The organism is Planctomyces sp. SH-PL14 (assembly GCF_001610835.1).
GTDB lineage: Bacteria > Planctomycetota > Planctomycetia > Planctomycetales > Planctomycetaceae > Planctomyces_A.
The window spans coordinates 8,392,511-8,417,990 of the sequence record NZ_CP011270.1; the positions used below are offsets into that span (position 1 = coordinate 8,392,511).

Genomic DNA, 25,480 nt, shown 5'->3' on the forward strand with positions numbered 1-25,480 from the left:
GGAAACTGGAAACCTACAGCTCACCATACTTTAAGTCGGCTTCGGCAGAAGAGCAATTGAAATCGGATTCGACCGATGGATCGATTCCTCCCGGAACGCTCTTTCCGAACGGGCTCGGGCGACTCGCGAGCCGCCACCGGCCCGCTCACCGCCCCTCCAGTTCCTCCCAGCGGGTGTAGGCGGTCTGGAGTTCCGCCTCCATTTTGGCCAGCCGCGACGAGGCCGCCGCAAGCTCCGGCCCAGCCTTGAGATAGAACTCGGGGCTCGACATCTCTGCATGGAGCGCCGCCTGGTCCGATTCCAGCCGCTCGATGCGGCCGGGGAGCCCGTCGAGCTCCTTCTGCTCCTTATAGGAGAGCTTCGCCTTGCGGGGGGCCGCCGCCGGGGTGGCCGGTGCGGCGGGAGCCGACGCCGTTTTCGATTCCGTGGTGGCGGGCGCCACCGCGGCGGCGGCCACAGGGGCGGCAGACCGCTGGCGGATCCAGTCGTCGTAGCCGCCGGCGTACTCCTTGACGCTCCCGCCCCCTTCGAAGACGAGGGTGCTCGTCACGACGTTGTTGAGGAACTCCCGGTCGTGGCTGACGAGGAGGATCGTCCCGGAAAAATCGACCAGGAGCTGTTCGAGGAGTTCCAACGTCTCGGCATCGAGGTCGTTTGTCGGTTCGTCGAGGACGAACACGTTCGCCGGCCGCGTGAACAGTTTCGCCAGGAGCAGCCGGTTCCGCTCTCCACCGGAGAGGTAACGGACGAGGGTCCGTCCCCGCTCGGGAGAGAACAGGAAGTCCTGGAGGTAACCGACGACGTGCTTTCCCTGGCCGTTGACGATGACGGTGTCCCGTCCCTCGCCGACGTTCTCGACCGCGGTCTTCTCCTCGTCGAGCTGGGCCCGAAGCTGGTCGAAGTAGGCGATCTGGAGATTCGAGCCGAGCCGGACCGTCCCCGACTGCGGCTTGAGGTCTCCCAGCAGGGTCCGGAGCAGCGTTGTCTTCCCCGCCCCGTTCGGGCCGACGATCCCCACCTTGTCTCCGCGGGTGATCGTCGTCGAGACGTTCCGCAGGACCGTCTTGTCGCCGAAGGCGTGCATGACGTTGTCGAGCGACGCCACGAGGGTTCCCGACCGCTCCGCGTCCTGAACCTGCACACGGACGTTGCCGACCTGAGTCCGGCGTTTCTGCCGTTCCTCCCGCATCCGCTCCAGGGCCCGCACCCGTCCTTCGTTCCGCGTCCGGCGGGCCTTGATTCCGGTGCGGACCCAGACCTCTTCGGCGGCGAGCTTCTTGTCGAAGAGCGCCTGCTGCTGGGCTTCCGCTTCAAGGAGCGCCTCGCGGCGGACAAGGAAGGTCTTGTAGTCGCAGGTCCAGTCGAACAGCCGGCCCCGCTCGACTTCGATGATCCGGTTGGCGATCCGCTGCAGGAAGGCCCGGTCGTGGGTGACGAACACGAGAGTCAGGCCGGACCGGACGAGGAACTCTTCGAGCCATTCGACCGCCGCGATATCGAGGTGGTTCGTCGGCTCGTCCAGCAGCAGGACGGTCGGATCCGCGGCGAGGGCCTTACCCAGGAGGACGCGGCGTTTCATTCCCGACGAGAGCGATTCGAATCGCGCGGTCTCGTCGAGCCCCATCTGGTCGATGATCTCTTCAACGCGGTGTTCGAGCTGCCAGCCCGTTTCGGAATCGAGTTCCGAGTGAAGCCGGTCCAGTTCCCCGGGATCGGCATTCCCCGTGCGGTGCAGCTCGCGGAGCCGCGCAACGACCGTTCCGACGGCGCCGAGGCCGCCGCAGATCTCCTCAAAGACCGTGTGGTCGCCGCCGTCGGGGACATCCTGCGTGAGCCGGGCCACGCGGACGCCGCGGGCGAGCTGGATCGTCCCGGCGTCGGGGCGCAGGTCCCCGGAGAGGAGCTTCATGAACGTGCTCTTCCCCGCCCCGTTGCGGCCGACGAGGCCGATCCGCTCGCCGGGCTCGATCGAGCAGGAAATCCCGTCCAGAAGGGGGATTCCGCCGTAGGTAAAACTGAGATCCCTGACTTCGATGCTCGCCATGGCCTGCGTGGTCGCTCCTTCGGCCTTTCCCCGCGACCTCCGCGACATTCGGCCAAGACCGTCGATGTATCCGCTCGGCGCGGGGGTGACAAGCCACTCCGAACGGCTCTGACAAGAGAGCCGTCGCCTTTGATACCACCCCAGTGAACTCGCTGACGTCGCGGATGGCGACTTGAGGCACGGAGTGTCACCAAGCCCGAGACGTGGAACCACAGAGGCAGAGAACGGGGATCTTCTCCTTCCGGAAGAGATTTGAAACACAGAGGCACAGAGGACACAGAGAGGGACGGCAGCAGAAGAGACGTTTGTGAAGCGGCTCCGGGAGAGGAAGAGGAGCCACAGATGAACACGGATGGACACAGATCAAGGCCGGGAACGCGGTCCCACAGCCCCCGTCGTGCCTCTGGATTCGTCACTCTCCGTGGTCTCTGTGCCTCTGTGTTTCAAAATCCGAAGGCTTATGACATGCGGCGATGCCGGCGGAGACCGAGCTGCGGATGGGCCCCCTGGGAAACGCTGGACGCCATTTCCGGACCGCGTACGGCTCAATCCTCGACTCGGTCGTGTCCAGGCGAATCGCAAATCTGTGTTCATCCGTGTTCATCGGTGGCTCATTTTTTCTTGCCCCCGATTCGAAGGGCGCCGCCGCGAGGGGGACCGATTCGGCAGTTCCCGCCGCACCGGTCCGTCAAACTGTGCAGGCTGGCGACTTTTCTCTGGACACTCTGACCGAATTCCGCCTCCCACCCCGAGTCGCCATTGAGCAGGCCGGCCAGGGGTGCCGAAACCGAATAGGCGTGGTTTTCTGCTTGGGGCATGGAACGTCGTGAACGCAACCTCGACCACTGCTGCTCTGACGTCTGCGTTCGTTCGCGGGCGAATGGTCCTTGGCGTCCTCGGCCTCCTGGTCGTGACCGCTGCGGTCCCCGCGTCGGCCCAGGACGTTCCTGTCCTGCTTGAAGACGTGCTGAGCGCGCCGGCAGACGAAGATCCGCCGATGCCGCTCCTCTCCGGCAGCCTCTTCGAGGAAGAGATTCCGCAGTTCGACCTCTTTGAAACCGAGCCGGTCTCGGCCGAGTTCGCGGAGGAGATCCCGGCGATCGGTCCCGAAGCCGGACCGGTGATGTCCGGCCCGCTCGTTCCGATGGCTCCGTCGGTCTGTCCGCCGACCGGTGGCGGCCCCGCATGCTGCCTCCGCGGGCGGGACCATGTCGGCGACCTGCTGTTCCACTCGGCGATGGGCCAGTGGCTCGCCAGCCGGGAACCGATTCTCGAGTGGCACAATCCGTTCTTCACCTGGAGCGACTGCTGGGTCATTCCGGCCTGCCGCTACCGGGACTACTGCCGCTGCCAGAGGAGTCTGCAGTTCGATGCGCCCGTCGGAGGGACGGGATACGGCGACCGCTCGTTCGGCGATCATCTGCGGGCGATGCACTGTGCCATGCAGTGCAAGTGGGTGAACTTCCGTCCGGGGAGCCAGTACCTCCGCGGCTGCATGCCGGAGGGGTATTACCTGCTGCCGTTCATCCGGTCCGCGCCGAACATCGACTTCCATTCGGCTCCGCTGAATCCGGACATGGCTTCCGAATCGGCCGAGACGAATACGCTGGAGGCCCGGGCCGCGGACGGCGACGCCTACAAGCCGATCACGATGGTTTCGGTCGACATTTCGCTCCCTGAAGGTTCGCTTCCGACGGACACGGCGAAGGAGAGCTTCAGCAAGGTGACGCCGCGGATGCATGTTCCGGGGACAGGGCGGAACTGGTGTGCCGTAACCTTCCAGTGGAACGCGTCGCTGCTGAATCACCAGCCGCTCTACTTTGAGGACGTGAACCTGGAACGGCACGGATACTCGTGGGGCCTCGCGCAGCCGGCGGTGTCGGGGGCGAAGTTCATGGGGACGGTGCTGGCGTTGCCGTACCTGATGACGGCGTATCCGCCGCACCTCAACCGGTATGATCTGGGGAATGCCCGGCCGGGAAGTCCGACGCCGTACGTTCATCAGCGGGTGCCGCTGCACCTGGATGCGGTGCTGGTGGAGGCGGGTGTGATCGCCGGCTTGTATCTGCTGATTCCGTGATGGGCTGGACCGACAGGGACCGGGCATCGGAAGTGCCCCCCATCGTCAGGTTGCCCGTCCACCAATGTCTTGCGGCGCGGTCATCCCGCCCCCGTCGATCAGCGCGCGGGATCGCCTTCCCTGTCTCTGTGATCTCTGTCCCTCTGTGTTTTCTTCTTCCGGAAGGTTTTGAAACACGGAGACGCGGAGGACACGGAGAAGAAGAGCAGAGAGAAGGGGCCGGCGCAGCCGTTCCCGGCACTGGGTTAAGTGTTGATCGGCCGCGGGGGCCGACGCCGCGGCTCGGCCGGAGCCTCGCTCTCCGCGGGGCTGCTCGCCACCGGCGGTCGCCCTGTTTTCTCCCTCCCGCGACGGCAAACTTTGACGCCGCGCAGAGACGAGAGGTATAGTCCAATGGTGTCTCGTGGGGTTCGGTCGCGCCGCTCGGTCCTCTGTCGCCCCGTCCCCGATCCTGTCCGGGGGTCTGCATGTCCGATATCGACGTCGACGATCTGCCGAGCTTGAACGAACATGACTCGCTCAAGCGCGTCGGAAAGTACGTCATCCAGAAGAAGCTGGGTGCCGGTGGGATGGGGACCGTGTTCCTCGCCCTCGACGAAGACTTGAACCGCCCCGTGGCCCTCAAAGTGCTTCCCCGCGAGAAGGCGGAGAACCCGGTCCTCGTCAAACGCTTCAAGGCCGAGGCGCAGTCCGCGGCCCAGCTCCACCACCGGAACATCGTCGGCGTCTACGAGGCGGGACAGGCGGACGGGCTGCTCTACATCGCCCTCGAATACATCAACGGGACCGACGCGCTCGAACTCCTCCGCAGCCGCGGCGTCATTCCGGTGAAGCGGTCGATCGAGATCGTCCGCGGCGTGGCCCAGGCGCTGCAACATGCGGCGGAACGGAACATCGTCCACCGCGACATCAAGCCGTCCAACGTGATGATCTCCAAGGACGGGGACATCAAGCTGGCCGACATGGGGCTGGCCCGCTCCATCGACGCCGAGGCGGACACCGGCATCACCCGCGCCGGCACGACGGTCGGGACGGTCGACTACATGGCCCCCGAGCAGGCCCGCAACAGCAAGGCGGCGGACGTCCGCAGCGACCTCTATTCGCTCGGCTGCACCTGGTACCACCTGATCACCGGTCAGCCCCCGTTCGGTGACGGCGACATGGTCGCCAAGGTCCACGCCCACGCCGTCAAGCCGCCGCCGGATCCGCGGCGGCTGAACGACCGGATTCCCGAGGCGATCGTGGCCGTCATCCAGCGGCTCATGTCGAAAAAGCCATTGGAGCGCTACCAAACCGCGCAGGAGCTGATCGACGATCTGGCGAACCCGAACCTACACCGCCAGGGGGTGACGAACGACGTCCTTGCCTCACTGCGGCATGAGCATGTTCCGAGCGCGATCGAAGACGAAGAGGAGGACGAACCGCCGCCGTCCGCTGCGACCTCCCGGTCCGGAAAGTCCCGCTCAGGACCAGCCGCCCGCGCCGCCGAACCGGAATCGAACTCGGGTAGGAACAAATCGTCCTCGGCGAAGTCGCGGCCCAAAAGCACGTCGGCTTCGCGCCCCGCGGCGGGGGCGGGGGTGGGGGCGGCCTTCGAAGACATCGATGAGGATGAAGACGTCGGGGCCAAGAAGGCGAACCGACGCAAGACGGGGGGCGACCGGAGCCTTCCGGAGCGGATGGACGCCCCCAAGGAGACCGGCGGCGGGTTCTCGCAGATCTCGATCGACCCGGTCTTCTTCCAAATCGGCCTCGTTGCCCTGCTGATCGTGGCGGTCGTCGGGACCGTGACGTGGTATGTCCGCTCGATGAAGACGGACAACATTGACGACCAGGGGAATCTGGCGGCCGCGCTGCAGCGGAAGGAGCTGAACGCCGCCCCCGAAGTCCCCACGGTCCAGCCGAACACGGCTCCAGCGCCGATGCCGGAACCGGAAAAGGTGGTGGAGCCCCCGAAGGCTCCGGAACTCAAGCTGACCGGCCCCAAGGACGACACCCCGTTCCCCGGAGTGCCGGAGGTACAGCTCAGCAACAAGTCGATCTATCCGGCCTGGATCCCCTACACCCGCGGCTCCGCTCCGGAGGACGTCCCGGTTGTCAAGGTGCGACGGTTCCGGACCGGGTCCGGCGAGATCGCTTCGCTGGCGGCGCCCGGCAACAGGGACCGCGTCGTCTTCGAGTTTCAGGACGAAGGGCCGCACCGGATTCCGGTCGGGAGCCTGTCCTCGCTCAAGTGGGTCGGACTGCGGGGGAAGGACATCCGTCCGATCCTGGTGCTGGTGGGGAGCGTTGCCGAAGGAAAGGGGGCGCTCGGCTCCAACCGCGGGGTCGTCAAACTCGAAGGGGTCGACCTGTTCTGGAACGCCCCCGAGGGGACAGCCGGAGCGGCGATCGCGATGCAGGGGGGAGAACTCCTCCTTCGCAACTCGACCCTGACGGTCTCGGGGAACCCGACGGCGCTCCTGGGTCTCAAGGGGCAGGCCGGCATCACGAGCCGCGCGGTCCTCGAAAACGTCGTCCTGCGGGGCGACGCCGGGGACGCGATCCGCATCGACGGTCCGGGTGTGGAACTGGTCGGCGGCAACGTCGCCTGCCTCACGCCGGGCGATTCGCTGACGGTCAATGCCGCGGAACGGGTCCCGCCGCCGCAGCCGCCGGGCGACCGGGTCATCCGGCTGTTCAACTCGACGTTCGTGACCGCCGGCCGCTTCCTCTCGGCGCGACATGACGGGACGAAGCCCCCCGCGGCGCTCGATGTCCGTCTCGGGCACACCGTCGCCGCGCTCGCCGGAGATCCGAAGTCGCCCGCCGGGGCGATCCGCGTCTCCAACTGGCCAGACAGCCCCGCCGATGCGGCGGACGATCCGCGCCCCCTGGCGTTCAAGCTGACGGGAGACACCTTCCGCCTCACCGGCTGGAAAGTCCTTACGGAACCCGCCTCCGGCAACGCGGTGACCGACGCCACGAGCTGGCGCCTCTACTGGATGCAGGCTCCTCCCTCGGAAACGTTCCTCCCGAGCCCGCCCGAGTCGTTCCAGAAGCTGCTGCCGCGGCACTCCGCAGAGTCGCAGGCGACCCTCGCGGCGGCGATCCAGTGGGCGGAGCGGGACGTGGCGGATCAGGTGATCGGCGCGAAGTTCGCCACCTTGCCGCATCCGACCGAAGGGCTGGCCGAGCATGTCGAGGCGTTCGCGAACCGCCCGACGATCGCGGCGCTTCCCGCCGGAGGACCGGAGACGCGGTTCGACCTCAAGAAGTCGCAGACCCTCGCACGGTTCCTCAGCAGTGAAGTCCCCGACGGAGCCCGCGTCGTGCTGTTCGGCGCCGGGGTCAAGTTCCTGGAGCCGGTCGCGCTGAAGAAGAAGACGCTCACGATCGTCTTCGAGCAGACCGAGGGGGCGCCGCTCGAACTCCAGCCGCAGTCGAAGAGCGGCAACGAGAAAGAAGGCCCCGAGGCCTGGATCACGCTGTCCGAGGGGGCCAGGGTCGAGATCATCGGAGGACGGTTCAATCTCCTGCACTCCCGTGGGAAGCAGCACCCCAAGAGCTTCGCGCGGGTCAGCGGCGGCACGCTCATCCTGACGCGGTGCGACATCGAAGGATCGCAGTCGGCCGAGGCTCCGGCACTGCCGCTCGTCGGGGCCGCGGATTCCGGCGACTCGCGGATTCTCGTCCGGGAAAGCCTCGTCCGGGGGAAGGGACCGACTGTCCTCCTGGGCGCGCCCAAGAGCACGGTCATCGTCCATCAGTCGGTGCTGCTGACTCCCGGCAACGCGATCGAAGTCGCCCAGGACGTGACGGGAAGCGTACTCTCGCTCGACGCGGCCACCATCTCGGCGGGAACCAATGCCATTCGGCTGGCGGCCGACCTCAAGGGGGACGCCCGGATCTTCAGCGCGGACTCCCTGTTCATCCCGCCGACTGCGGATGGGGGGATGCTCGTTCAGGATGACGCCAGCGCGGCCGGGAAGTCGATCCTCTGGTGGGGACGGGCCAACGCCTACTCCGGCCGCCTCAAAGGGTTCCTTTCGTCGACGCAGATTCCGGCCAGCCCGGACTTCGAGGAGACCTGGACCAAGGTCTGGGGAGCGGGGCGCGATCTCCGTCCCGCCACCGGCCTGGAGGCGGTCGTCCTGGCGAGTCCGCTCGGCAAGCTGTCGGATCTCCAGCCCGAAGACTTTCAACTGAATCCGACCTGCCTGGCAGCGGGATGGAGCGAATCGGGCGACGCCGCAGGCGCGGATCCGAAGAAGGTCGGAGTTCCGGCCTCGGCCGTGGCGGCCACGCCGACCGGGTCGTCCAAGACGTCTCCTGCCAATCCGCCGGGGAAGAAACCGACGTCGGGTTTCTGAAGGTCCGGCGGATGGCGGCAAGTGCCGGCGGGTTGTTAAACACCAAGGCACCAAGGGGAGCACCAAGAGCACGAAGTTGTCCTCTCACGGAGGAGATTCTTTGTGGCTTGGTGTTTCGCTTTTTGATCCGTTCCCGGACGGTTCTTCGCGGGCAGCCGGACGCAATTGAGGTCCCGCGCTTCCCTGGCGTACGCACTCGGGTGGGCGGTTTGGCCGTCGTAGCCCGCGGCCTGATCTCCGGCGCGGGTGTTGCCTGTCCAGCGGACGGGCGAGTCTTCCGGGGGCCTCAACCGGCAGAGAATTGCCTCGCCGTTTCCGGAGGGCCCCGCCCCGAGTCCTTGCATTTTGTGGACGTCAAGGGCAACATTCCTTGTGTGGCCACCTGCCGCATCCCTTCAAGTTCGACCGACTCGGCCTGCCCCACCTGACGCCGTCTTCCTCTCCGGTACGACGGCCACTTCGCTCCCCATCGTCTTCCGCCCTCCCGCCTACCTCCCGCTATGCCACGTCCCGCCAATTCCGGATCGCGCACGCCCCGTCCCGAAATGGGCTCCTTCGACCGCAACACGCCTCCCATTCGCCGCCGCGCGGGTGAAGGTGGCGGCGGCGCCGACCCGAACGACTTTGGCGGAGACATCGCGGACGATCCCCGCTCCCAGACGATCGACCGCTCAGAGCTTCCACAGGACGATGAAGAGGACCTGTCCGACATCTACAACCCGTCGGACGTCCGGTACGAGGAGGTCAAGAAGAGCGAAATCAACATCGCCAACCTTCAACGGATGACGATGAAGGAGCTGCTCGACCTCGCCCGCAACGAGAAGGTCAGCGAATACACGGGGCTCAAGAAGCAGGACCTCATCTTCCGCATCCTGAAGGAGCGGACCAAGATGAACGGCCTGATGTTCGGCGAGGGGACGCTCGAGATCCTGCCCGACGGCTTCGGGTTCCTCCGCAGCCCGGACTATCACTACCTCCCCTGTCCGGACGACATCTACGTCTCGCCGAGCCAGATCCGCCGATTCGGCCTCCGCAAGGGGGCGACCGTCGCCGGCCAGATCCGGCCTCCCAAGGAGAACGAGCGGTATTTCGCCCTCCTGCGGGTCGAGGCGATCAACGGCGAGGACCCGAACGTCCTGCCGGACAAGGTCCCGTTCGACGACCTGACCCCGTTCCATCCGAAGGAGCGGCTGACGCTCGCTTCGGAATCGGCGGACATGAGCACCCGCGTGGTCGATATGGTCGCACCGATCGGGTTCGGCCAGCGGGGGCTGATCGTTTCGCCTCCGAAGGCGGGCAAGACGATCCTGCTGCAGCAGCTGGCGAAGGCGGTCCTCAAGAACCATCCGGACGTGTACGTCATCGTACTGCTCATCGACGAGCGGCCCGAAGAAGTAACCGACATGGAGCGGCAGGTCAAAGCGCCCAACTGCGAAGTCATTTCCAGCACGTTCGACGAGCCCGCCAGCCGGCACATCCAGGTCTCGGAGATGGTGTCCGAGAAGGCCAAGCGGATGGTCGAGTACGGCCACAACGTGGTGATCTTCCTCGACTCGATCACGCGGCTGGCCCGGGCCTACAACACCGAATGTCCGAACTCCGGGAAGATCCTCTCCGGGGGGATCGACGCGAGTGCGCTGCAGCATCCGAAGCGGTTCTTCGGCGCGGCCCGCGCGGTGGAAGAAGGGGGCTCGCTGACGATCATCGCGACGGCCCTCGTCGACACCGGCTCGAAGATGGACGACGTCATCTTTGAAGAGTTCAAGGGGACGGGGAACACCGAGCTGCATCTGGACCGGCGGATGGTCGAGAAGCGGGTGTGGCCGGCGGTGGATGTGAACCGTTCCGGGACCCGTCGTGAAGAGTTGCTGATGGGTGAGGAGGAGCTCAAGCGGGTCTGGATTCTTCGTCGTGTTTTGAACGACATGAATCCGGTGGAGGCGATGGAACTGTTGACGAGCCGGATGCGGCGGACGAAGTCGAACGATGAGTTTCTGATGACGATGAATCTGACCTGAGCGCCGAAGCGGCGGCGGCTCAGCACCTCACCGGGTCCAGGGGCACCCTGGTGGGGGATGCAAGGGGGCAACGCCCCTTTGCCCGCCGGAGGCTTGGCCGTCGGGGGATATCTGAAGGAGTGAGTGTCCAAACGCGGACACCATGTCGTATGCCCCCTCACCAACCCGCGGGGATCCCAAAGCGAGCGGTGAGTCCTCAACGCCGCTTCCACAAAAGGGTGTCCTTTACATACCACGGTTCCTCATTGAAGCGCCTCCGGCGGCAAGGGGTTGCCCCCTTGACCCCAGCCGCCGTGGCATATTGGGTTTGAGCTATGGAAGCCGTGCCGGCTGGGACACGGTTTGACCCAAAACGAACGAGGCCCGCCAGAAGCGGGCCTCGTCTCATTTTCTGATTCACTCGGCCGGTGGAGCCGGCGGCGGCATCTCCATCCGCCGATAGTCACCCAGCTCCGGTGCCCAGGTCTTCTGAGCGACTTCCGGCTGGTTGATTTGCTCGTACAGGAAGACGTGGACGATCTCCAGATCCCCCGAAGGCCCCACGAACTTCGTCGCCTTCGTCAGGTGCGTCTGCGGATCGATGATCACCATCATCTCCGAGAGCTGCCGGCGAGCCGACGGCTCGGCGGGGAGGCACTGCAGGACAACATGCTGCTCGTCCGCCCGCAGGACGCTGAGCTGGAACCGCTCCTTGAGGTCCTTCACATTGACGTCGACGACGCACGGCAGAGCCACCTGCGGCTGGGTAATCCCGGCCCACACATTGTCCCACGAGCCGACGACCCGCTGGATCCCCGCGTCCTGACGCGGCACTTCCAGCGTCTGGAGCGTCCGGTACTTGTCATCGGCAACCGTCACCGACATCCCGTCCCACACGAGCGATTCCGGGGCGTCCGTGCGGAGCGTGAACCGCTGGCCGTCCGTCCCGATGATCTTGCTCTCCGTCCCGACAGGGATCGGAGCCGGCTGGATGCGGTACATCCCGGTGTTCGGAGCGACGAAGACGAACCGGCCGACCGCGCGGGTTTCGAGGTTGAACGCCCGGTCGTAACGATACCGCTCGAACGAGAGCTTCAGGTTCTGAATGGAGGCGGTGCTCTTCTGCCACTTCTCGAGGACCTGATTGAGCTCGGGGCTGATCCCCGACTCAGCCGCCACCTGGTCGACACGGACGTTCGACACGAGGCGGATCGGGCTGTGCTGCTCCTTCCGGTCCGCCACCGTGACGGGGAGGTCGCAGAACCGCAGGTCGTCGATGTCTCCCGTGGCGCGGGAGAGGGTGAGCTCGATCGGACCGACGAACAGGGCCTCCGCCTTGTCGCGGGGCATGGCCCGCAGGACAACGAACTGCGGCGACTCGGACGCAATCGTCCACTCGAAGCGGTGCTCGAGGGCGTCGCGGGAGACGGGGCCGAGGAGGTCCGCGGCCACGGTCAGCCGGGAGTCGGTCAGGTCGCTCCCGTATGCCTTGCGGACTTCGGCGTGCGTCGGACGCCACAAGGGAGCGGAAACTTTTTCGAGCGCCCGCAGGACGGTCGAAGACGTGAGCTTGGAATCGGCCCGGAGAGCGGTGAGCGTGCAGCTCAGAACCGCCAGCGTGACAACGGGCAACAGACGTCGGCCTTCCATGGCAATACTCCCGGCTCCGCAGCCGAAACAGGAGCCGCTCTCAACAAAGCAGGCTCCAACATCGATCCAGTCGGATTGAGGCGGGGATTCTAGGAGGACTTCCGGAGTTTCGTGAAGGCGAAATGGCGCCTGGGACGACCTCCCCTGTTTTTTGACTTCGACTCCGGCTCGATCCCGTGGAGACTTTCTTCGTCCGAACATGTTAACTTTGAGGAGACGGGGGACACCGGCCTGGTGAAACCGGTTGAAGTCGCCCAAGTCTGCCTGGGCGAAACAGATTGCCCGTCCTACCTGCCCTTCCAGAGCCGCCGATGTCGCTTCAGCCGTTCCTTGCCAGCGAGCTCGCCCGTCTGAACGGACTGCAGAACGGGCTCCAGACCGTCCGGACCTCGGGCGCCGGCGGCGAGGTGCTGGAAATCGATTTCACGGCGGTCGACTCCATGAGCTGCGCCTTCGAGGAACTCCGGCTCGAGATTCCGCGGCTGAAAACCCAGGGGTTCCCTGCCCTGCAGAAGTGGGCCCAGACGCTCTCGCAGCGGATCAGCTACCTGCTTGAGAACCTGGGGCCGCTGGAATTCGATCCGACGCTGGGGCAGGTCCTGATCCGCTCGGTCAAGCCGGACCAGCTCCCTGACGGAACCCGGTACTACGAGATCATGCTCTCGGCCTCCGGAGCGGGATGCTTTTCCCTGAAGCGGTTCCGGACGGTTAAAGGGACGCCGGGACGCGATCCCGTGCCAATCCAGGTGACGCACGAGGTGCTCTACAAGCTCTGCGACGATCTGCTGGCGAGTGCTCCGTGACGCCTTGAGTTAAACACAAAGACACCAAGAAGGCACAAAGTGCACGAAGGATTCCAGCCCTTGAGCCATCCCGTTGTGCTCTTGGTGCCTCCTTCGCGCCTTGGTGTTTAGCAACCCGCGGCCTATTGCGGAGGCGGCTCCGAACCGGCATCGGCCTCGACCGGCGGAGGAGGAGTCGGCTCGGGGATGCGGCTGAGCTGGACCTCCTGCACGAGGTTGCGGCGGACTTTTCGGACCAGGATCGAAATACCCCGGGACGAAAAGACCTCCCCCCCGTCGGCGGGGCGCTCCAGGTGGGCCCGGATCCAGTCGTTCAGCGTCGTCGTGGGCCGCGATCCCGCCGGCGGAGCGACGGGGTCGGTCAGGTCGATGCCGGTCGCCTCCCGCAGATGCCGCAGCGTCGTTCCGCCACCGACAACCCAAGAGTTGCCGGCCGGGATGACGTGCCCCGGGAGACGGTCGAACTCGTCGTGGATCTCCCCGAGCAGCTCCTCGAGGATATCTTCCATGGTGATCATCCCCACGACTTCCCCGCGGGGATTGCGGACGAGGGCGATGTGCTGATGCTCGTGGATCAGCCGCTCCAGCACCGCCGCCATCGAGACGTCGGACTGGATGCTCGAGATCGGACGGAGAATCCCTTTGAGGGAGACCTCATGCGGCGACAGCCGGAGCGTCGCCACGATGTCCTTGAAGTTGGCGTAGCCGATGATCCCCTGCGGATCGTCCTTCCGCTCCGTCACCGGGAAGCGGGTATGCATATCGTGATGCGCGGCGATCAGGCAGTTGGCGATCGAATCATTGATCGACAGCATGCTGATGTAGTCCGCCGGGAGCATGGCGGTCCGGACCGGCGTCTTGGAGAGCCGGACGGCATTCAGGATGATCCCTTCCTCGCGGACGCCGATCAGCCGCGACGTTCGGGCCAGCGAGGCGATCGCCCGCAGTTCCTGGAGGGCGACGTCGACCGGCTCGTCCGAGCTGCCGGCCCCTTTCCTCTTCCAGAGTTTCTCCCCCAGCTTGAGCAGCCCGGAAACGGAATTCTCGAAGGCCCACACGGCCGGCCAGGAGATGAGCGCGAACCACTCCATGAACGGCGAGAGGATCAGGCAGACCAGTTCCTTGTTGCGGAGCGCGAAGACCTTGGGGACGAGTTCGCCGAAGATGATGGTCACCACCGTCAGCGGGAGAACGATGACCGCCATGGAGGTAACCTGAGCCCAGCCATCGGAGAAGCCCAGGCTCCGAAAATAGGGTTCGAGGCTCTCTTCCGCCCCGGCGCCGCCGGTTGCAGCGGCGATCGTTCCGACCAGCGTGATGCCGAGCTGAACGACGGCGAGGCTTCCCTCGATATTCCCCTTCATCCGCTGGGCCGCGGCGGCTCCTCGGCGATGTTCCTGGACGAGGGCTTCGAGGCGGGCGATGGAGATCGACGCAAGCGCGATCTCAAACGCGGCGAAGATGCTGTTGGCGCCGATCATCAGCGCCATGATCATCAACTCGAAACCCAGCACTGGCGGCTCCCGGAATCCGACCCCGTTCACGGGAATGCGGATCGCGGCGGGCACGGCCCCAGTCCTGTGAAACCCGGCGACGAATTCGCGGGTGCAGTCGTGCCGCAACGGTCGGGGATGCGGTACGCGAAGTCAAGCGGAAATCCGTCTGGTGGCTAGGATTCCGTTCGACAGCCATCTGCGCAGAGCCCCGCTTCCGGGAACCAGCGGTGAGCGTGCCTTCACCCCGCCCAGCTTGCTTTGGAATCCCCCCGGATTGGTGAGGGGGGCATCCGGCACGATGTCTGTGTTTGGACACGCACTTCTTCAGAGATCTCTCGACGGCCGGGCCTCCGGCGGGCAAGGGGCCAAAAGAACAACACAGGCCCCTTGCATCCCGCACCAGGGGTGGCCCCTTGGACCCCGGTGCAGACCACTCGTCAACAAATGCTCTCTCTCAGAGAGAACTTCCCGGACAACCGCAATCGACGTGCTGCAGGGCCATTTCACGCCGGATGATCTCCAGGTAGTGCGCGAGACGACGGGCCGAGTCGTCGAGAGCCCCGCCGAATGACCGCGCCTCGTCCAGATAGATCCGCGGCACCGGAAACTCCTCGATCACCATCCCGTGCCGAACGGCCTGGATCCACAGCTGCAGCGGCATCGCATAGCCCAGCTCCGTGATCTCAAACTTCCGCAGCGCCTCGACGCGGTACGCCTTAAAGCCGCAGAACGTGTCGGTCAGGTGCAGATCGAAGCAACGGTTGAGCTGCTTCGTGATCTCCATATTGATCCGGCGGCGGTCCTCCGGCGCGGCGTTGTCGCCGGCGAACTCCTGCAGGTACCGGCTTCCGGAGACAATGTCGACCGGCGCCTCCCGGTCGGCCGGGAAGATTCGGGCCGCCATCTCCGGAATCAGCTTCGGCTGGTGCTGGCCGTCACAGTCGATGGTGACGAGCACGTCATAGTCGTTGGCGATCGCGTAGTCAAAAGCGGTCCGCAGCGCGCCGCCGTAACCCTGGTTCGGCTCGTGCCGGATGACCTGAATCCCGTCCATCTCGGCCAGCAGAAGCGGCGTCCGGTCGGACGAACCGTCGTCCACCACCAGCACGTCCTGACTGTATTGCCGGACCTGGCCGAGGACCTCGATGAGGTGGGCCTCTTCGTTATAGACCGGGAGGGCTGTCAGAACTCGATAGGACATCGTGACTCGTCCTTGGGAGAGCAGAGCGCGATCGGGTGAGGCCATTCTAGGAGGGGCCTCCCGCGAATCAATTGGCGAGTTTTGACCGGCTTCGGAGATCGTGGGAACTGTCCGGTCGAGCCTGTCCGGTGGGTTGTGACGCGCGGCGCGGCATCTAAAATGGCAAACGTCACGGAACGTATTGAGATTGCGGGGTCGATCAGCCGCCGCGACTCACCAGAACAGGAGCAGTCCAAATGGCTTACACGCTTCCCGCCCTGCCGTACGCCTACAACGCGCTCGAGCCGCACATCGACGCGCGCACGATGGAAATCCATCACACCAAGCACCATCAGGCCTACATCAACAACGTCAACAAGGCCCTTGAAGGGCACGCCGATCTGGCGGCCCTGCCGGTCGACGACCTGATGAAGAAGCTCTCCTCGGTTCCGGAAGCCATCCGGACCGTGGTCCGCAACAACGGCGGCGGGCACTCGAACCACACGCTGTTCTGGACCGTTCTGGCTCCGAACGCGGGCGGGGCTCCGAACGGCGCGGTCGCTTCGGCGATCGACGGAGCCTTCGGCAACTTCGACACGTTCAAGACCCAGTTCAACGACGCCGCCACGAAGCGGTTCGGGAGCGGCTGGGCCTGGCTGTCGGTCGACAAGGGGAAGCTGGTGGTCGAGAGCACGGCCAACCAGGACACGCCGCTGTCGGAAGGCCGGACTCCGATCCTCGGCCTCGACGTGTGGGAGCACGCGTACTACTTGAACTACCAGAACCGTCGTCCGGATTACATTACGGCGTTCTGGAACGTGGTGAACTGGGCCGAGGTCAACAAGCGCCTCGCCGCCGCCAAGTAATCACGGATGAGGACGGTGTTCGAGCAAAGAGTCGAGACTCGCGTCTCCTTTTTGCTCGAACAGCTGGCCCGGCTGATCGGCTTCCGATGCTGAATCGAGCGACGCTGGCCCACCGGGTCCAGGGTCACCCTGGTGGGAAGTGCAGAGGGGCCTGTGTCGTTTTTTGGGGCCCTTTGCCCGCCGGAGGCCTGACCGTCGAGAGATGCCTGAAGGAGAACGTGTCCAAGCGCGGAGACCGTGCCGGATGCAGCCTCACCCACCCGCGGGGATTGCAAAGCAAGCGTCCTTGAGCGAGCGAGTCCTCAACGCTGGTACCACAAAGGGGACATCCGTTGTGTCCCACGGTTCCTCAGGGAAGTGCCTCTGGCGGCAAGGGGGTGAGACCCCCTTGACCCCAGCTGGCGAATGACCTCCTGGTGCGCATCGCACACCCGTCCGCCGGGACCGCTTATGGACGGATCACGACTTCCGAGCCGATGCCGAGGAGATCGTACACCGCGGCGACGTCCGCTTCGCGAAGACGAATCCCTCCGTGTCCCTCGCTCTTCCCAACCAGCGACGCATCGGGCGTTCCATGAATCCCGAAGCCGTCCCCCAGGTCGAGCCAGTGCTCGCCAAGCGGGTTCTTCGGATCATCGTGCTCGACGACACTGTCGCGGCCGTAGTACGTCGGGTCGACCAGCTTCTCTTTGACCGTCCGCTTGCCGCTCGGCGAGGGTCCATCCTGACCCAGACCGATCGGGAACACGGCGACAAAGTGCCCGTGAGCGTGGACCGTCAGCTCCAGGTCGCTGAGGTCGACGACGGCACAGAACGGCCCTTGAATCACCTTCAGCGTCTGACCGGGACGAATCCGTTCCGGCTGCGTGCGGTTGAGCTTGGCCAGGTATTGCCAGGGGACGTGATACCCCTTGGCGATCGTCTGCAGGACGTCCCCGGGCTGGACCTCGTAGGCGTCCATGTAGTGCTGGTCGCCGAGGAAGTAGATCCGGTGTGAGAGCGGCTTGAGCCGCGAGACCAGCTGCGGACGCAGCTCGGGACGCTTCCAGTAGAGCTTCGACAGCTCAGAGTTGGCATCGACGTCGCGCCCGTCGCGGAGCAGAGCGTCGATCTCGGAGAAGTCGAAAGCCGGCTGTTCGGCGTTCTCGACCGTCTCGATCGAGGCGAGCGTCAGACCGTCCTGCTTGCGGCCCATCGCGGCGGCGGGCGTGACGATTTCGCTCGTGTCATCGAGCGGGTCGACGTTGGCGGTTTGAATGGCGCGGGGCGGGTGAGCTTCGTCCGTCGCGACGAATCCGATTCCGGACGACTGGAAGCTCGGAGCGGCGGTTGAGAACGGGTTTGAAGGGTCGGCAGCGGCGGGAGCGGGGAGCGGGCCGTGGACGAGGTCCTTTGTCAGGCTGACGACAGCGGCCGGGGCGTCGGCCGGCGGGGGAAGAATGGGATGCTCGGTCGCCGAGGAAGCCGGCTCCGACTGCCCGGCGAAGATTCCCTCGTCGGCCGGAAGGTCCAGCGTCGCGACCGCGGCGCTCGCGCCGAGATCGACTTCGTCCGCCTTATCGACGCGGGCGGTCGAGACTCCCTTCGGCGACATGCCGGGAAGCACCTCGAGCTGCCAGGCGATCGTCAGGCCGACGCCGGAGAAGATGAAGAACCAGAATGGAAACGTGTGCCAGGGCTGCTTGACGGGGGCTCTGCGCATGGGACACCTTTGGGCCGGTGAGTTATCCGGCGGGCCGGGAATCGGCGGGAGAAGAGTCGGAAGGGGGCGGGGGTTCAGCCAGGAACGGGTCGGCCGGAATCGAGTAGTACGCTTCTTCGTTCATCGATTCCGTGCCGCGGTTCAGCTTCCAGAGGTTCTCAGGCTTCAACGCCGTGCAGCCGCCGCTCACAAGGAACAGGGGGGCGATCGCGGCGGCAACGAAGAGGCGGGAAAGAGCCATAGGACGTTCTCGGCAGAACCAGTCGCTTCGCCGGGAGAGCGAAGTGGCGCCGGACCCTACTCACGCTGGAACGGGCGGAACAAGAGGAATCGCTCGATTGGCTGAGGAGAGTCCCCTGGGGCGACCCCGGAGCGGCAGATTCTGCGGGCAGGCCGCCGCCGGCTCCTCTTGTCACGCCTCTGGGCAATCTGAGCCGATGGCGCGGTCTGGCCGGTTCTTTCGAAAATCATTGAAGTTTTCAATCCGCAGTGCGCGCGGTGCCGATAGAGGTCGGAAGCAGGAGCATTGTCTCCCCGGTCGTCCCGCGGCCGGTTCCTGTTCCGGGACCCGTGCCGTGACGTCACCCCACAATCCCTTTCGCCCCGCTGCCCGCGTGATGCTCTTCAGCGCGGTCGTTTCGTTCGCGGCCGCCGGCGCCGCGGCGTTCCTGTGGATGTCGCCCGGTCACGTCCCCGCCGGGGTCGCGGCCGGCAGCGTGAGCGAGCGAGTCCCGCCCCCGGCATTCGCTTTCGTCCCGCCATCCGCCAACGCCGGGAACCGCCCGGCGATCGACGGCCGCCGCCTCGCCGCCAACGACCCGCAGCCCGGGGTGTTCGGCGACGCCGCGGGAGGAGTTCACCCGCCGACGTTCCAGCGTCCGCTGCACTCTGCCGGACATCTCGACGATCACCCGACGGCCCACACGGACCACGCCCGCCCCGTTCCCGATCCGCAGCTCGCATTCGTCGAAGAACCGACGGCGGCGGCCGGACGCACAGCAGACGTGGAGACTCGTCCGTTTCCGGGTCGGGAGAATGGGCCGGCTCCCGCAGAGCAATCCGCTTCCGCAACGCCTGCCTCCCGCGCGAAGCCGCCGGCGGTGGAAGACCGTTCCCATCCGCTCGTTCAGGTGATCGGTCTCGACTCCGACGGGTTGAAGACCGAGCTTCGCGACCTGCGGCGGGCCTTCGACGACCTGAGCCGGGTCGAGGTGTCTGAACAGACCCGCGAGCTGAAGCGGATCCGCCGCCGCCTCGCCGAGCTCGAGACGGCTCCCGCCGTCGAGGGGCTTCGCGACTCGATTCGCGATCTTCAAACGGCCATGGCCGCGCAGCACGCCGAAACCGTGGCCCGGATCGAGGAACTCAAAGAACAAGCCAGCCTTCAGGCGGCGGTCTTGGAACAGCAACCGGCCGGACCGATCTCGGTCACACCCGGGTCGGCCTCCGAGACCTGGACGATTCACCTGGTCGACGCCCGTTTGCCGACGGCGCTGCAGACGATCGCCACGCGGGCCGGGCTCAATGTCGTTTCTCCGCCCGACCTCGACGTTCCGGTCAACGCAACGCTGTCCGACGTCACGGCGCAGGACGCGATCGCGTCTCTCGTGTCGGCGTACGGAAAGACGATCCGCCAGGAGGGACGATTCGTCCGGATCGAACCGGCGCCAGCTTTTCCGGTGGAACCGATGGACCTTCCGGCCCCCGCCGTTCCCCTCCCGGTGGAGCCTGCGGCCGTCCCTGAAGTCGTCGCCGCGCCGCTCTCGCTCATCACTCCGCCGGCCGCCGGAACGCCGGAACTTCGAACCCAGGTCTTCCGCCTGCGGCACTTCTCCCGCGCCGTGGCCGAGCCGATCGTCCGCACGATGCTCTCGCCGGACGGAGCGATCCTCGATTCGAGCGACGAGCTGAGCCTCGATCCCGCGATCCTGCGGACCTCCCTGATCGTCCGCGACGCGGAACCGACTCTCTCAGCCGTCGCGAAGTACCTCGCCGTCACCGATGTTCCGCGGACCGCCGTGGAGATCGAAGTCAAGGTTCTCAGCGTCGAGCTGCGGGACCGGGCCGAGCGCGGCGTGCGGCAGTCGCTGAACGATCTCATGGCCCAGACCAGTCCCAAGGCCCCTGTCTGCCCGAAGTGCGGACGGCGGCACACGCGAACGGAAATCCTCGGGCCGGAGTGCATCCTGGCCGAGCCGACCTGGTCGACGCGGGGCGAAGGTTGGGACCTCGCGCAGTTCCGCGGCCGGCCTTCCGACTTCGTGACCGCCTTCCAGACGACGCTGCCGATCGCCGAGCTCGCCGCCCCACGGATGCGGGTCGCCTCAGACTCCCAGGCCGTGCTACGGCTGCGGGACCTGATCCTCGAATCGCCGCGGAGCGACGTCGCGACGGTCGCCTTCGAGAACGCCGGAGACAGCGTCGACATCATTGCCAAGCCCCTGGACGACGAGCGGGTTGAGCTGGTGCTGAACTCCTCTGCAGTCCAGCAGGGAGGCGCGGCCTCTCACGCCGATGAATCGTCTCTCGCCCGCAAGGCGTCCGTCACCGTTCAGTCAGGATGCACCGTCGTCCTGGCGGGGGTCCGGATGGAATCGGCGTCCGCTCAGGTCGTCGCCGGCCATCCTGCTGCTCGAGCCTCGGCGAACAACGCCTCGCGCTCCCGCAAGGAAGTCGTGATCCTCGTCTGCCCGCGAATCGTCGAAGACCAGCCGGCGGCGAACTAGCGCCTTACCGCGTTGAGAAATGCGTTAAACACCAAGACACAAAGGTTGCCCCAAGAGCACCAAGGTCGCCTCGCTGGTCGGGCTCCTTTGTGGTCTTTGTGCCTTCTTGGTGTCTTGGTGTTTAACTCTTCTGGGCGACGCCCTACCGGAGATAGACGAACTCTTTGGCGTTGATCAGGGCGTGGCAGAGTTCGGCCCAGACCGCTTCGGAGTCGGGCGATGTGTTGAGATCCGCCGCGGCTGCGGTCAGGAAGTCGCGGGCGAGGGAGATCTCGGCGTCCGTTGGCAGGCGGGCGTAGGTGGACTCGTACATCGCCTGAATCCGCGACTCGATGGACGCGGAGCCATTGTCCCGCGACAGGTTCGTGGCCCAGCGACGGGTCTGCTCCTGGATGAGCGGGTTGTTGAGGAGCGCGAGGGCTTGGGCCGGGACGTTGGAGACGCTGCGGCGGCCGATGCTCGTGTGCGGCGTCGGGAAATCGAACGCCACGAGGAAGGGCTCCTGGAAGTTCCGGCGGATCGAGAGGTACAGCGATCGCCGGCCTTCGCCATCGACGGGGCCGGATGTGCCGGGACGCCCCCGCCCTTCCAGGAACGACGTCAGGTGAATCGGAGTGCTGGCGCCGTACAGCCGCTCGTCGAGCCGGCCAGAAATCGCCAGGACGGCGTCGCGGATCGACTCTCCCTCAATCCGCAGGACGTTCATCCGGTGCAGAAGGAGGTTCTGGGGATCGACCTGCTCGATGTGTGACGCGGTGGCGGGGTTGTTGATGGTCTGCATCCGGAACGTCGCGGAGAGCAGGATCATCCGGTGCAGCTCCTTGAGGGACCAGTTGCGGCGGACGAGCTCCGTGGCGAGCCAGTCGAGCAGCTCCGGATGGGAAGGCGGCTGCCCCATGTGGCCGAAGTCGTCGACGGTTGGGACGAGACCGCGGCCGAAGGCATGGTGCCACAGGCGGTTCACGATGACACGAGCCAGGATCGGCGTCTGAGCCGGGTCGACCATCTGCAGGGCCAGCGGCAGCCGACCGCTTCCCGCCTCGGCTGCATCGAGGCCGCGGCCGGCAAAGACTTCGAGGAACCGCCGCGGCACGACGTCTCCCGGTTTGCCGGGATTGCCGCGGACGTGGAGCGGTTCGTCTTCGGCGGAACCATCGAGGAGGCAGGGAGCGAGTTGCGACTCCCGGCGGATCTGGCTGACGAGACGCTGCCGCTCGGCCAGGAACGGCTCGGCGGCTTCCGCGATACGTGGGCGATCGTCGGTCCACACGAGGCCAAAGAGGGCCGGATGACGGAGCATCCAGTCTGCCAGCCGGAGGTCCGTCTGTTGGCTCCACAGCGACTTGGCGACTCGGGCCGCCGCCTCAAGCGTTGCCGGGCGTTCGTTCCGCAGGGCGGTCTTGAGTCGGACCTCGGGCTGCTCGGCTCCCGGCGGGAATGGAGCGGCCGGTTTGTTCGTTGTCTGCGTCACGCGGCGGACGCCGAAGTCCGCGCCGGCGGGAATGAGGAACTCAAGATGGGCCTTGTGGCCGCGGTACCGAGAAGTGTCAACGTCGATCCAGTGCCACTTCACGTCCGCGGCGTGTTCCTGGATGAGCCGTCCATGCAGGGGGCCGTTGATCGTGATGTGGGAGTCGACCGACAGATAGGTGCTGCACCCGCCACGGATCCAGCAGGCGATCCGGTCGGTCTCGATCAGGAAGGACTCCGTCCGGAGCGTCCGTCCGCCGCGCGGCGTTCGTCCGACAGCTCCTGGCTCGTTCATCACTCCCGGCGCCGTCCGCGTGTCCGCGAAGTCCGGGTCGATGCACGATTCGTCGCGGGCGGGGATCAGCCGCAGGAAGGAAGTCGCGTCTGTTCCGAGCCAAGTACGGTCTGCATCCCGCGACGGTCCGGCGATCGAGAAGGCGGCGCCGTCGGCGGCGAGGACGCGGATTCCGGGGCCGTCGTCGGCTGGAGCCGGAGCGAGCGACTTGAGACGCATTGCCAGCGTCGACTCGCGTTCGGCCCCTGCCGCCGGGAGGTCGTCCCATGGGGTCGCTGCACTCAGCCAAGAGAAGGGACCATTCGCTTCGGCGGGGAGTGACGCCAGATGCTGGCTCCAGGCCCGCACCACCCGCGGGTCAAGCAAACGGGTCTTGGCCTCGGCTTCGATCCGGGCGTCGTCGAGCGGTGCTCCCTCGGCGCGGCCCTCCTGCTTCAGGATCGCTCGCGCGGCCAGGAGGTACTCATCGAGACGCGCGGTGACTGGCTCCGCAGCCTCCCGAATCGCGGTTGCAATCGCGGCTCCGCCCCGGCGATCGAGATCCGCCAGCCGGGCCTGGATCGCGAGGTTGTCCCCGAGCGTGTTGTAGGGGCGCTGGGCGTAGGAGCAGCTCTGGAGGTAGCCGGAGAGAGCGTAGTAGTCCCGCTGGGAGATCGGGTCGAATTTGTGGTCGTGGCACCGCGCGCACGCGATCGTCAGCCCGAGGAATGTCTTGCCGTAGACGTCGAGCATGTTGTCGAACCGCTCCGCCTCTTCCTTGCGGATGTCGACGGGCGAATGGACCCACTCGCCGAAGAGCCAGAAGCCGGTCGCGACCAGCGACTCGTTCGAACCGCTCATTCGATCGAACCGGGCGGGGTAGCGTTCGTTTGCCGGATTCGCCGCAGCCGGGACCGGCAGCAGGTCGCCGGCAACCTGCTCGACGACGAAGCGGTCGTAGGGGACATCCTCGTTCATGGCCCGGATCACGAAGTCGCGATAGGGCCAGGGGTTCGCCACGTCATAGTCGAACTCGTGACCGCGGGACTCGGCGTAGCGGGCGAGGTCAAGCCAGTGACGTCCCCACCGCTCGCCGAAGTGCGGCGAGGCGAGAAGCCGGTCGACCACCCGCTCATAGGCATCCGCAGACTGGTCCGACAGGAACGCGTCGATCTCGGCCGGCTTCGGTGGGAGGCCGGTCGCGTAGTAGCTTGCGCGCCGCAGCCAGGTGCGGCGGTCGGTCTCCGCCGCCGGACGGAGTTCCGCACGGTCGAGTCCCTGGAGAACGAAGCGGTCGATGGGCGTCCGGGACCACTCCGGATTCGAGACCGTCGGCGGAACGGGACGGGTCAGCGGTTGAAACGCCCAGTATTGGGACCGCTTGGCAAAGAGCTCGGGCCACGCGGCGCCGCCGGCCTGTGCCACGTTTCGGTCCTTCGGCCACGGCGCTCCCATCTGGACCCAGGTGGTGAACTTCGCCACCAGTTCATCAGGAAGCTTTCCCGACGGTGGCATCTGGTAGCCGGCGGGGTCGTAGTTGAGGGCCTTGAGGAGTTCGCTCTCGTCCGGCTTTCCGGGCACGATGGCGGGACCGGAGTCGCCCCCTTTGAGGAGCGCGTCCCGCGAGGTGAGGCTCAGGCCCCCCTTCTGCTGGTCTCCGGTGTGGCACTTCCCACAGTGTTCGATCAGCGCGGGACGGATCTCTTTCTCGAAGAACTCGACCTGCTCCGGAGCGAAGGTCGCCGCTTCGTCTGCGGCTGGCAGGGAACCGCCGCCCAGAAGCGAGGCGAGGGCCAGCAGTCTGAAACACCACTTCATGCACGATCTCCGGAAGAGACCACACATGTTACCCGCCTGATGCGTCGGCTGCGATAGGGCCGGATCGCCATCTCACTCCGCGTGATGAGCCCACGATCCGCGTCTTCAACGGGGAGCGGCGACTCCGTTCCTGCGAGAGTGAATCGCGGTGGCGTGTTGAGGGCGCCGCCTGGGAGCTCATCTCGCGGAGCGAGACGGCTACATTTTCTGTCGCTTCTTTTCGATCTTCTCGTGGACGCGGGCGAAGTTTTTGAGCCAGCGATCGTAGTCCTGCGTCTTGAACGCGAAGAACTCCGCCACTTCAGGATGCGGCAGGATCAGGAACTTTTCGTCCTTCACCCCCTGGATGATGCACTCGGCGACGTGCTCCGGGGTGACGGCGCTCATTTGCAGGAACTGGTGGATCGGGTCGGAGAGGTCGAGGAACGGTGTTGCCACGCCGGCGGGGCAGACGCAGGAGACCTTGATCCCCTTTTTCTGGTAGTGGACTGAGAGCCACTCGGCGAGGGCGACGGCGCCGTGCTTGGTGACCGAGTAGGGAGCGGAGCCGATCTCGGTGAGGACTCCCGCGGCGGAGGCGACGTTGATGAGGTAGCCGGAGCCGCGCTGGACCATGGCGGGAAGGAGGGCCCGGCTGGCGTAGACGTGGGCCATCACGTTGACGTTCCAGAGCCGGGTCCAGTCGGGATCGAGGACGTCGACTCCCCCTTTGACGGTGATCCCAGCGTTGGAGATGAAGATGTCGACGGGGCCGAGCGCGTCTTCAGCCTGGCGGATGAGGGACTGGATGTCCGATTCGTTGCTGACATCGGCGGGGACGGCGAGGCCTCCGACGTCGGTAGCGCAGGCTTCAGTGGCGGAGGGGTCGAGGTCGGAGACGACGATTCCGCGGACCTGTTCGGCGTGGATGCGGCGGCAGAGGGCGCGTCCGATTCCGCCTGCTGCGCCGGTGACGACGACGACCTTGTCTTTCCAGTCCATTTGGTTTGCTCGCTTCCCAGTCCGTTGCCAGAAGTCGGACT

Annotated in this window: 14 protein-coding genes; 6 read left to right on the forward strand and 8 right to left on the reverse strand. The window is 65.9% G+C overall.

Annotation, left to right across the window (positions count from 1 at the left end):
- Positions 1–145: 145 nt before the first annotated feature.
- Positions 146–2,044 (reverse strand): ATP-binding cassette domain-containing protein, encoded by a 1,899-nt coding sequence (locus tag VT03_RS32355; protein ID WP_075097409.1) that lies wholly within the window; start codon positions 2,042–2,044, stop codon positions 146–148.
- A gap of 880 nt (positions 2,045–2,924) precedes the next feature.
- On the opposite strand from VT03_RS32355, the gene VT03_RS32360 reads away from it, so the two are divergent.
- From VT03_RS32360 to rho, 3 genes are all read left to right on the forward strand, one after another.
- On the forward strand, positions 2,925–4,124 hold the full coding sequence (locus VT03_RS32360; protein WP_075096828.1) for a hypothetical protein: 1,200 nt from the start codon (positions 2,925–2,927) through the stop codon (positions 4,122–4,124).
- A 467-nt stretch (positions 4,125–4,591) separates the two neighbouring features.
- Entirely contained in the window at positions 4,592–8,476 is a 3,885-nt protein-coding gene (locus VT03_RS32365) for a serine/threonine-protein kinase (protein ID WP_075096829.1), read from the forward strand.
- 545 nt (positions 8,477–9,021) lie between these two features.
- Positions 9,022–10,494, forward strand: coding sequence for a transcription termination factor Rho (rho, locus tag VT03_RS32370; RefSeq protein WP_082846696.1), 1,473 nt, complete (start codon positions 9,022–9,024; stop codon positions 10,492–10,494).
- Positions 10,495–10,890: 396 nt separating this feature from the next.
- On the opposite strand, the gene VT03_RS32375 is transcribed toward rho, so the two are convergent.
- The gene (locus tag VT03_RS32375) at positions 10,891–12,123 is read right to left on the reverse strand and encodes a hypothetical protein (protein WP_075096830.1); all 1,233 of its coding nucleotides are present in this window, start codon (positions 12,121–12,123) and stop codon (positions 10,891–10,893) included.
- Positions 12,124–12,434: 311 nt separating this feature from the next.
- Here VT03_RS32375 and VT03_RS32380 point away from each other — a divergent pair, with 311 nt between their 5' ends.
- The gene (locus tag VT03_RS32380; protein ID WP_075096831.1) at positions 12,435–12,926 is read left to right on the forward strand and encodes a hypothetical protein; all 492 of its coding nucleotides are present in this window, start codon (positions 12,435–12,437) and stop codon (positions 12,924–12,926) included.
- Positions 12,927–13,048: 122 nt separating this feature from the next.
- Here VT03_RS32380 and VT03_RS32385 read toward each other — a convergent pair whose 3' ends face one another.
- Together VT03_RS32385 and VT03_RS32390 are read right to left on the reverse strand one after the other, a co-directional pair.
- Positions 13,049–14,494 carry a hemolysin family protein gene (locus VT03_RS32385; RefSeq protein ID WP_075096832.1) on the reverse strand — a complete coding sequence of 482 codons (1,446 nt, stop codon included), beginning with the start codon at positions 14,492–14,494 and terminating at the stop codon, positions 13,049–13,051.
- Between the two features lie 382 nt (positions 14,495–14,876).
- The gene (locus VT03_RS32390; RefSeq protein WP_075096833.1) at positions 14,877–15,623 is read right to left on the reverse strand and encodes a glycosyltransferase family 2 protein; all 747 of its coding nucleotides are present in this window, start codon (positions 15,621–15,623) and stop codon (positions 14,877–14,879) included.
- Between the two features lie 236 nt (positions 15,624–15,859).
- Here VT03_RS32390 and VT03_RS32395 point away from each other — a divergent pair, with 236 nt between their 5' ends.
- Positions 15,860–16,468 carry a superoxide dismutase gene (locus VT03_RS32395; protein WP_075096834.1) on the forward strand — a complete coding sequence of 203 codons (609 nt, stop codon included), beginning with the start codon at positions 15,860–15,862 and terminating at the stop codon, positions 16,466–16,468.
- Positions 16,469–16,916: 448 nt separating this feature from the next.
- Here the strand turns inward: VT03_RS32395 and VT03_RS32400 are convergent, their stop codons facing one another.
- On the reverse strand, positions 16,917–18,170 hold the full coding sequence (locus VT03_RS32400; protein ID WP_075096835.1) for a L,D-transpeptidase family protein: 1,254 nt from the start codon (positions 18,168–18,170) through the stop codon (positions 16,917–16,919).
- A 22-nt stretch (positions 18,171–18,192) separates the two neighbouring features.
- Positions 18,193–18,411, reverse strand: coding sequence for a hypothetical protein (locus VT03_RS32405; protein ID WP_075096836.1), 219 nt, complete (start codon positions 18,409–18,411; stop codon positions 18,193–18,195).
- 334 nt (positions 18,412–18,745) lie between these two features.
- On the opposite strand from VT03_RS32405, the gene VT03_RS32410 reads away from it, so the two are divergent.
- Positions 18,746–20,896, forward strand: a complete 2,151-nt coding sequence (locus tag VT03_RS32410) for a hypothetical protein (RefSeq protein ID WP_156514937.1) — start codon at positions 18,746–18,748, stop codon at positions 20,894–20,896.
- 142 nt (positions 20,897–21,038) lie between these two features.
- On the opposite strand, the gene VT03_RS32415 is transcribed toward VT03_RS32410, so the two are convergent.
- Complete coding sequence (locus tag VT03_RS32415; RefSeq protein ID WP_075096838.1) at positions 21,039–24,458, reverse strand: PSD1 and planctomycete cytochrome C domain-containing protein; 3,420 nt, start codon at positions 24,456–24,458, stop codon at positions 21,039–21,041.
- A gap of 198 nt (positions 24,459–24,656) precedes the next feature.
- A complete protein-coding gene (locus tag VT03_RS32420; protein WP_075096839.1) occupies positions 24,657–25,439 on the reverse strand; it encodes an SDR family oxidoreductase in 783 nt (260 codons plus the stop codon).
- Positions 25,440–25,480 lie beyond the last annotated feature (41 nt).